The sequence below is a fragment of the Mesorhizobium sp. M1169 genome, from assembly GCF_040318345.1.
In the GTDB taxonomy this organism is placed as follows: Bacteria; Pseudomonadota; Alphaproteobacteria; order Rhizobiales; family Rhizobiaceae; genus Mesorhizobium.
In genome coordinates, this window is record NZ_JAMYME010000056.1 from 19,521 (window position 1) to 27,297 (window position 7,777).

Consider the following 7,777-nt stretch of genomic DNA (forward strand, 5'->3'; position numbering starts at 1 on the left):
AAGTTCTGCATAACCTTCTCCGTGATCTCCGTCTTTCCAACAGTTGCTAGGACGATTGCTAGCGCAGACGTCTAGCCGGCATCGCGCGCTGTCGGCCCATGCGGCAGCTGTCCGAATACCTCCGAGGATTACAACACGCCCAGACCTGCTATCGTCTGTGGCGAAGAATTGGCTGCCACATCCGGCTGGCCCGGAACGTCTGTGGCCGGAGCGCGCACATGACAGGCCACGACGCGCCCGTCTGCCATCGGCACCAAAGGCGGTACTTCGATGCGGCAGCGCTCGACGGCGAGCGGGCAACGCGGGTGGAACGCGCATCCAGTAGGCGGGTTGATGGGACTTGGCACCTCGCCCTCAACGGGCGGCTGCAACCGAACCCGTGTGGGATCCGGCACAGGTGCCGCCGCGATCAGAGCCTCGGTATATGGATGAACGGGCCGGGCGAAGAGCGCCTCGCAGGACGCAAGCTCCACGATCCGCCCCAAATACATGACCGCGACGCGATGCGCGATATGCTCCACAACGCCCAAATCGTGCGAGATGAAGACGAAGGCAATGCCCATCTGCTGTTGGAGATCGAGCAGCAGATTCAAGATCTGTGCCTGAACTGACACATCAAGGGCTGACACCGCTTCGTCGGCGATGATGAGCGAAGGCCGGAGCGCCAGCGCCCGCGCGATACCAAGCCGTTGGCGCTGACCACCTGACAACTCGGACGGTAACCTATGCATCATCTCGGGCGACATTCCGACCTTCTGGAGGAGGTCTGCAGCGAGCATGTTGCGTTGCTCCCGACTGAGACGCTCGAAATTCTCCGCTGGTTCAGTGATGATCTGTCCAGCCGTGAGACGCGGGTTCAGCGACGAGTAGGGATCCTGGAAGACCATCTGCATCCGACGACGCCACGCGTGAAGCGCTTCCTTCTTCAAACCTGCGATGTCCGTCCCGTCGATCAGCACGCGCCCGCCCGTCGGCTCCACGAGCCGCATCAAGAGCCGCGCGATGGTGGACTTGCCGCAGCCGGATTCGCCGACGATGCAGAGCGTCTCGCCCGCTTCGACAGAAAAGGATACATTCTCCACCGCCCGGATCACTGGGAGTGTCTTCCTGAAGATTCCCGAGGCGAGTGGATAATGCTTCGTCAGATTCTCGACTTGCAGCAATGGCTCGCTCATGCGCCCACTACCTCTTCCGCTCGCCAGCAAGCCGCTGCGTGGCCCGGCCTAACATCACGCAGACCGGGCGTCTTCTCGCGGCAAATGTCTATCACGAACGGGCAGCGAGGCGCAAAGGTGCAACCCACAATGGGCTCGCGAAGGCTTGGCACGATGCCCGGGATCTCCGGCAGGCGACGCTGCCGACCGCGCCGCCGATCGGGCACCGAGCGCATCAGCCCTTGGGTGTAGGGGTGCGAGGGCCGGGCGAAAAGATCAATTACGTTGGCTTGCTCCACGATGCGGCCGGCATACATCACGATCACGCGTTGGCACGTCTCCGCGACAACGCCGAGATCGTGAGTTATGAACATCACCGCAGTTCCGGTACGCTCTTTAAGATCGACGATAAGCCGCAGGATCTGCGCCTGGATGGTGACATCGAGCGCAGTCGTAGGCTCGTCGGCGATCAATAGTTCCGGTGAGCAGGCCAGCGCCATAGCGATCATGGCGCGCTGGCGCATGCCGCCCGACATCTCATACGGATAGTTGTTGACCCGACGCTCGGGGTCGGCGATGCGGACGAGACGGAGCATCTCCTGAGCTTGGGCCATAGCTTCTGCCCTGGAGGCATTGCTATGGATCTGCACCGCCTCGGCGATCTGGCGGCCGATCGTATAGACCGGGTTCAGACTCGTCATGGGCTCTTGGAAAATCATGGCGATCCGGTTGCCGCGGATCGCTCGCATCTCCCGGTCGGAAAGCTCAAGGAGATCGCGTCCGTGAAAGCGGATCTCGCCGCCAACGGTTTTGGCATTAAGCTTCGGGAGCAGACGCAGAATGGAAAGCGCGGTGACGCTCTTGCCGCATCCCGACTCCCCGACCACACCGAGCGTCTCGCCTTTCTTCACTTGGAAGCTGATTCCTCCTAGCGCACGAGTGACGCTTTCTTCGCCGAAGAAGTGTGTCTCGAGCTCTCGAACATCGAGGAGCACGTCTTTTCCAATGTTCGTATGCATTTGCATATCAGCGCCTCCGCTTTGAGCGGGGGTCGAACAGGTCGCGCAAGCCATCGCCGAGCAGGTTGACGGCCAGCACCGTGACGGCAAGGCAGATGCCGGGGGCGAAGACCGTCATTGGGGCGATACCGAGATAGAGGCGCGAACTGGCGATCATGTTGCCCCAGCTTGGGATCTCGGGCGGCACGCCGGCCCCCAGGAAACTCAACCCGGCTTCTGTCAAAATCGCACTGGCGCAGACATTGGCGCTTTGGACCATAAGTGCTGGAATGGTGCTCGGCAGGACATGCCGCCACAGCACCTTCGGCAGGCGCGCACCGCCGCAGATCGCCGCCTCCACATAGGGCCGCTCGCGAACCCCCAGAACCACCGAACGAACCAGCCGCGTGACGCTTGGTGTCTCGGGGATCGTAATGGCAACGATGAGGATGCCGATCCCGGGGCCAGTCAGGGAAATAAGCGCGATGGCCAGCAGGATCGTCGGGATCGACATCAGGCCGTCCATGAACCGCATCATGATATTGTCGAAGAGGCGAATGTAGCCGGCGAGTATGCCGATCAGAACTCCGCACAGAGAGGCGCTCGCCGCCGTCGTCAGTCCAACCATCAGCGAGAGCCGGGCGCCGAACACCGTTCGCGCAAACACGTCACGGCCGAGATCGTCGCTGCCAAACCACATCGCGGCGGAGGGCGGCTGAAGACGTTTGAACGGGTCCATATTCAGGGGATCGCCTGCGTAAAGCGGTGCAGCGAGCGCCAGAACGATCAGAAGCGCCAGGAGGCCCCCGCCGACAAAGATCAGTGGATGCCGCCTTGCCATACGGGGAACATCGGAGAGCTGCAGTCGGCCCACCGGCACGGCGTCAACGGGAGCGGAGAGAAACGTCATGTCAGTACCGGATGCGGGGATCGACCAGGGTATAAGAAAGATCGACCGCGAGATTGATCAGGACGTACAGGCCCGAAACGAGGATGAGCACACCTTGGATGATGGGATAGTCGCGGTTGTTGATCGCATCGACGACGAGGCGACCGACACCAGGGATGTTGAACACCGTCTCGATGATAACAACGCCGCCGACCAGATACGCGAAGCTTATACCGATGACGGTCAGGATCGGGGCGCCAGCATTCTTCAGGGCGTGGTGGAAAAGCAAAGCGTAGGAGGAAGCGCCCTTGGCAGCAGCCGTCCGCATATAATCTTCCGACAGAACTTCAAGAATACTCGCTCGTGTGATCCGGGCTATGAAGGCGAGGTAGGGAACGCTCAACGTAACCGTCGGGAGGATCAGGTGCATAAGCCATGGCCCGGAGCCATGGTTGATAGGCCGGTATCCTTGGACTGGTAGCCAATGCATCCTGATAGCGAACAAGTATACGAGAAAGAATCCGACGACAAACACTGGGACGGAGAAGCCAATTGCTGCGAATGCTGTCAGGACGCGATCAACAAGACGGCCAGCCCGCCACGCGGCAAGAACGCCGAGGGAGACCCCAATCGTCACCGACACGAACATCGTCAGCAGTGCAAGGGAAATGGTCGGTTCCAGCCGCAGTGAAATTTGCTCAAGAACGGGGCGCTGAGAGAAAATTGACGTCCCGAAGTCGCCGCTCAGGATGCTGAGGGCCCAATTTACAAATTGAACCGGCAGCGGCATGTCGAGTCCCAGCTGCTGACGGATGTTGGCGACCATTTCTTCCGTCGCCGTGTCGCCGGCGAGGATGTCTGCCGGATCGCCGGGCGCCAGCCTGAGAAGCAGGAAGACGAAAATCCCGACCATCGCCATGACAGCGATGGCCGAGATCATCCGACGAAGGATGTAGGCAGCCATTAGGCTTCGGCTTTCTGCATGTTCCACATCGGGAATATATCTGGCATGCCGATGAGCCCGGTGAGCGTCTTCCGGCGCACGGTTGGTGCGAAATATTGACCCAACAGGACGGTGCCGACGGAATCCCAATACACCTTCTGCATGTTGCGAGCGAGCGACTTGCGTTCGTCGAGCGTTGCAACATCCGCCCATTTGGCCCGGAGAGCCTCGTATTCATCGTTCTTAGGCCAGCCGTACCAGGCCTTCTCGCCATTGGCCGTCATAGTGACGTTGGTATGAGGCTCGCCGCGTGAATAATCGGAGTCGGACGTAATGAAGATGCTCCAGCCGCCCGTTTCGACGGGGTCCTTTTTCGCGCGGCGCTTGCGAACTCCACCCAAGTCGCTCGGAGCGAGCTCGGCATTCACTCCAATCTTCCGCAGCTCGGCCGCAAGGAACTGCGTGGCATTGCCGAATAACTGATAGTCCGTAGGCTGGAGAATGACGACCTTCTCGCCGGAATAGCCGGCCTCCTTGAAAAGCTGCTTAGCTTTTTCTGGATCGCCACCCTTTTTGAACCATCCAGTATTCTCGTCGTTTGTATAGGGTGTACCATTTCCAAACCACGAGGTGACCGTCTTAAAATATTCGGGGTTGCCAATTGCGGCCCGCATGAACGCCTCCTGATCAATCAGATAGAGCATTGCCTGGCGCGCCTTCACATTAACGAACGGCTTCTGCAGACAATTCATGCGCAGGTACATATCATAACCCGACGTGTTCAGCACTTCCAATACAAGTTCGGGGTCGCTCTCGATGACCGAGAGAAGATCAACGGACGGCTCCTCAAAGTAATCAATCTCACCTTCTTGCAAGGCGGCTAAAGCGGTCTGCTTATCGCGGATATTCTCCCAGACGACACGATCAACCTTGACGACCTTCCCTCCGGCCAATCCGTCGGACGGCTCCTTACGCGGCACGTATTTCTCGTTGCGATCATAAGTGAAGCTTGCGCCCGGCCTTGCGAGCGCCTCATTGAACTTGAAGGGCCCCGAACCGATATTTGTAGTGACCTGCTCGCTTGCCGGCAGATTGGCGTCCTTTTCACGCATAATGAACAGGCACGGGCCGATAGGTGTCGCTAAGATGTCGAGTAGAAGCCCCATCGGCTCCTTGAGTGCGATTGTAAAGGTCTTGTCGTCCTTCTTCGAGATGTAACTGGCGCGCCCCATAAGCATTTGTCCACCGGCCGACACCTCGCCCCAGCGACGAATCGAGGCAACACAGTCCGCCGCGGTGACGGGCGTGCCATCATGCCAGCCTAGCCCGTCCCGTAGCTCAAATGTATAGATCTTCTTGTCGTCGGAAACGCCCCATTTCCCGACCATTTGCGGCTGCGGCATGAACTTCGCGTCGGGCGCAAACAGCGTGTCGTAAATCGCCATGCCATGCTCTTGAGTGATGTTAGCCGCCGAAAAGATCGGATCGTAGGTGCTGAGATCGCTTGATTTGACCATGCGGACCGTTCGGGCGGCGGTTGGCGCCGTCTGCGCCCGCAAGACCGAGGGGACCGACAAAGTCGACATAGCCGCCCCGGCAGCCAGGCTCGCCTTCATAAGATCGCGTCGAGAGATTGTCATGTTCCAATTCCCCTTTTTGCGCGCTGTTCGTCCGCGCTTGTCTGATAGATGAATACCGAGAGGAGCATTCATTCGGTCTATGATTAGTCGCGCGGCGACTTACGTCAAATTCAGTTTGCGTATCGTTGCCATCTGGTTTTGAGATAAGCTCAGAGCGGCCTAAGATCTTGACTCAGCAGGGGGTATCGCTGTGTTCCCTGCGGGAGACCGGTGATTCTGCTGGCGGTCGGTGCTTCGGGTCGGTCAGCTACTACAGGCAGCAGCCGAAATGGTGATCGATGTGTTCACCGAGAATTACGGCGTGAAGTACGACAACGAGGTCGACTGCCTGACGAAGGATCGCGGGACGTTGCTGGCATTCTATGACTTCCCCACCGAACACTGGGATCATCTGCGAACGACCGGGGTCATGGCGGCGTCAGTCCGCCGATCGTGCTGTTCAGATACCCGACACGTCGATTTCCGGAAGGCGCGTCGCTCGTGAGCTGACCGCTCTGCTCGGCCGCGTGGCAAGGCGGGCATGATCGTGTCTGACCACGGCACGGAGTTCACCTCGAACGCAATCCTCGCCCGGTCGAAGGACCATCGCGTCGAGTGGCACTACATCGCGCCGGGCAAGCCGATGCAGACGGATGTTGTAGAATAGCCCGTTCTTCTCATTCGGCGGCTTTTCCACAGCCTTCGGCCTTTCCGGCCTCGTTCGGCTTCCTCGGCGCGGGATCGTTCTTCGGCGCGCTTGGCTGGGATGTTGTAGTCGAAGGCCGTGCCGCGTCTGGCATGGCTGGTCGCAAGGCCGGCACGCAGCTCGACCGATCTGAACTTGCGGCGAGCAAGGCCGGCCGGGCCCAGATCTAGTCGGTATCCTTGCTCAGCATGTGCCAGATGATCATTGCAACGTTGCGCACAGTGGCGACGGCCGCGATGTGCTTCCCGCGGCGAGGCGTTCCGCTTGTGGAAGGCGCAAAGAGGTCCTGGCGATCGCACAGCCGCCCATGCCGCCTCGACCAGCATCCCCCGCGCATGGCCGCGGCCCTGCTTCGTGATGCGCCCGTGATAGGCTGGCCCCTCACCGGACTGCCGCACGCTCCGATTGAGGCCAAGATAGGCAACGAGCTTCTGTGGATCGCTGAAGCGCCGTATGTCGCCGATTGCCGCGGCAACGCTCGCAGCCACGGTGACGTCGAGGCCGGGCAACGTCATCAGGCGGCGGATTGTCGGATCCTGAAGGGCATGTACGGCGATATCCGCCTCGACCACCGTCAACGCCTCGTTGATCTGGTTAATCAAGCCGAGGTGGCGCTCGATGGCGGCGCGCTCATCCGCAGGCAATATTTGCCTCGTCAGCCATTTGCGCCCGCTGATCCCGACGAGGTTCCCGTGCGGACACGGCGGGATCAGGTGGGCGTGGAGGATTGACTGGATCAGGTTCTTCAGCCGCGAACGCTGGCGAACCAGCTGTGTCCGCCTGGTGACCTGTCTTCGGAGGGTAAGGGTCCCCGGATCCGGAACCCAGACCTCCGGCAGAAAGCCCGAGGCGTAGAGCTTCGCAAGGACAGTGGCGTCGATCGTGTCAGTCTTCACCTTCGCGTGCGCGATCATGTGCACCTGCTTGGGATTGGCGATCACGATCCGATCGACGTAGGGCGACAGCACTTCAGCGACGGCAGCAGCATTGCCCGTGGCCTCGATCACCACATGATCATCGTGGGTGAGTTCCTTCCTGGCGAACTCCTCGAGCTTATTGCGCAGCATTTGAACGCGACCGAGCTTGACGATCTTGCCATCAAGCAACGACACGACCTCGGCGGCTACGCGGTGTATGTCCATGCCGATAACACGCACGGTTCCCTCCATCGTTGGTCACGAACAGGGAGCGAGCGGGCAACACGACAAATACGGATCCGCGCTCGCAGCGCATCCGGGCCAGTCGTAGGGGCGGCCAGATAATGTGCTCGAACTCGCAGTTCATCTGCATACGACGGCCTGCCCGCACTTGCGTGCTCCCGGTGCCCCGTGGCCCGGATGCGCCAAGCTTAACGAACCTGACGACTGAGGATGCCGGCATCAAATCATCATTGGCGATGAGCACCAGTTGGCGGACGGCCGCGATGATATCGCCGGACGTGCTGTTGCGCTGTCCACGGCGCCGCTTC

Annotated in this window: 5 protein-coding genes and 3 pseudogenes; 2 read left to right on the top strand and 6 right to left on the bottom strand. The window is 60.1% G+C overall.

Features of this window, described 5'->3' with window-relative positions; translation table 11 throughout:
- Positions 1-128 precede the first annotated feature (128 nt).
- The 5 genes from NKH41_RS31210 to NKH41_RS31230 are packed head-to-tail and all read right to left on the bottom strand — an operon-like array spanning position 129 to position 5,624.
- Positions 129-1,175, bottom strand: coding sequence for an ABC transporter ATP-binding protein (locus NKH41_RS31210; RefSeq protein WP_352935496.1), 1,047 nt, complete (start codon positions 1,173-1,175; stop codon positions 129-131).
- On the bottom strand, positions 1,172-2,179 hold the full coding sequence (locus NKH41_RS31215; RefSeq protein ID WP_352935499.1) for an ABC transporter ATP-binding protein: 1,008 nt from the start codon (positions 2,177-2,179) through the stop codon (positions 1,172-1,174). Before NKH41_RS31215 ends, NKH41_RS31210 begins: the two co-directional genes overlap by 4 nt.
- 1 nt (position 2,180) lies before the next feature.
- Complete coding sequence (locus NKH41_RS31220) at positions 2,181-3,062, bottom strand: ABC transporter permease (RefSeq protein WP_352935502.1); 882 nt, start codon at positions 3,060-3,062, stop codon at positions 2,181-2,183.
- A 1-nt stretch (position 3,063) separates the two neighbouring features.
- Positions 3,064-4,005 (bottom strand): ABC transporter permease, encoded by a 942-nt coding sequence (locus NKH41_RS31225; protein WP_352935505.1) that lies wholly within the window; start codon positions 4,003-4,005, stop codon positions 3,064-3,066.
- A complete protein-coding gene (locus NKH41_RS31230) occupies positions 4,005-5,624 on the bottom strand; it encodes an ABC transporter substrate-binding protein (RefSeq protein WP_352935508.1) in 1,620 nt (539 codons plus the stop codon). Before NKH41_RS31230 ends, NKH41_RS31225 begins: the two co-directional genes overlap by 1 nt.
- A 253-nt stretch (positions 5,625-5,877) precedes the next feature.
- Here NKH41_RS31230 and NKH41_RS31235 point away from each other — a divergent pair.
- Together NKH41_RS31235 and NKH41_RS31240 are read left to right on the top strand one after the other, a co-directional pair.
- A pseudogene (locus NKH41_RS31235) lies at positions 5,878-6,027 on the top strand (IS256 family transposase); the annotation flags it as partial.
- A 40-nt stretch (positions 6,028-6,067) separates the two neighbouring features.
- Positions 6,068-6,267: pseudogene (locus NKH41_RS31240) on the top strand (integrase catalytic domain-containing protein); the annotation flags it as partial.
- Here the strand turns inward: NKH41_RS31240 and NKH41_RS31245 are convergent.
- A pseudogene (locus NKH41_RS31245) lies at positions 6,225-7,466 on the bottom strand (IS110 family RNA-guided transposase). The pseudogenes NKH41_RS31240 and NKH41_RS31245 overlap by 43 nt on opposite strands.
- Positions 7,467-7,777: the final 311 nt, after the last annotated feature.

What these genes read in the sequence shown, in the direction of transcription:
- NKH41_RS31230 (WP_352935508.1), bottom strand. Translation starts at nt 5,624, where the DNA reads ATGACAATCTCTCGACGCGATCTTATGAAGGCGAGCCTGGCTGCCGGG.
- NKH41_RS31215 (WP_352935499.1), bottom strand. Translation starts at nt 2,179, where the DNA reads ATGCAAATGCATACGAACATTGGAAAAGACGTGCTCCTCGATGTTCGA.
- NKH41_RS31225 (WP_352935505.1), bottom strand. Translation starts at nt 4,005, where the DNA reads ATGGCTGCCTACATCCTTCGTCGGATGATCTCGGCCATCGCTGTCATG.
- NKH41_RS31210 (WP_352935496.1), bottom strand. Translation starts at nt 1,175, where the DNA reads ATGAGCGAGCCATTGCTGCAAGTCGAGAATCTGACGAAGCATTATCCA.
- NKH41_RS31220 (WP_352935502.1), bottom strand. Translation starts at nt 3,062, where the DNA reads ATGACGTTTCTCTCCGCTCCCGTTGACGCCGTGCCGGTGGGCCGACTG.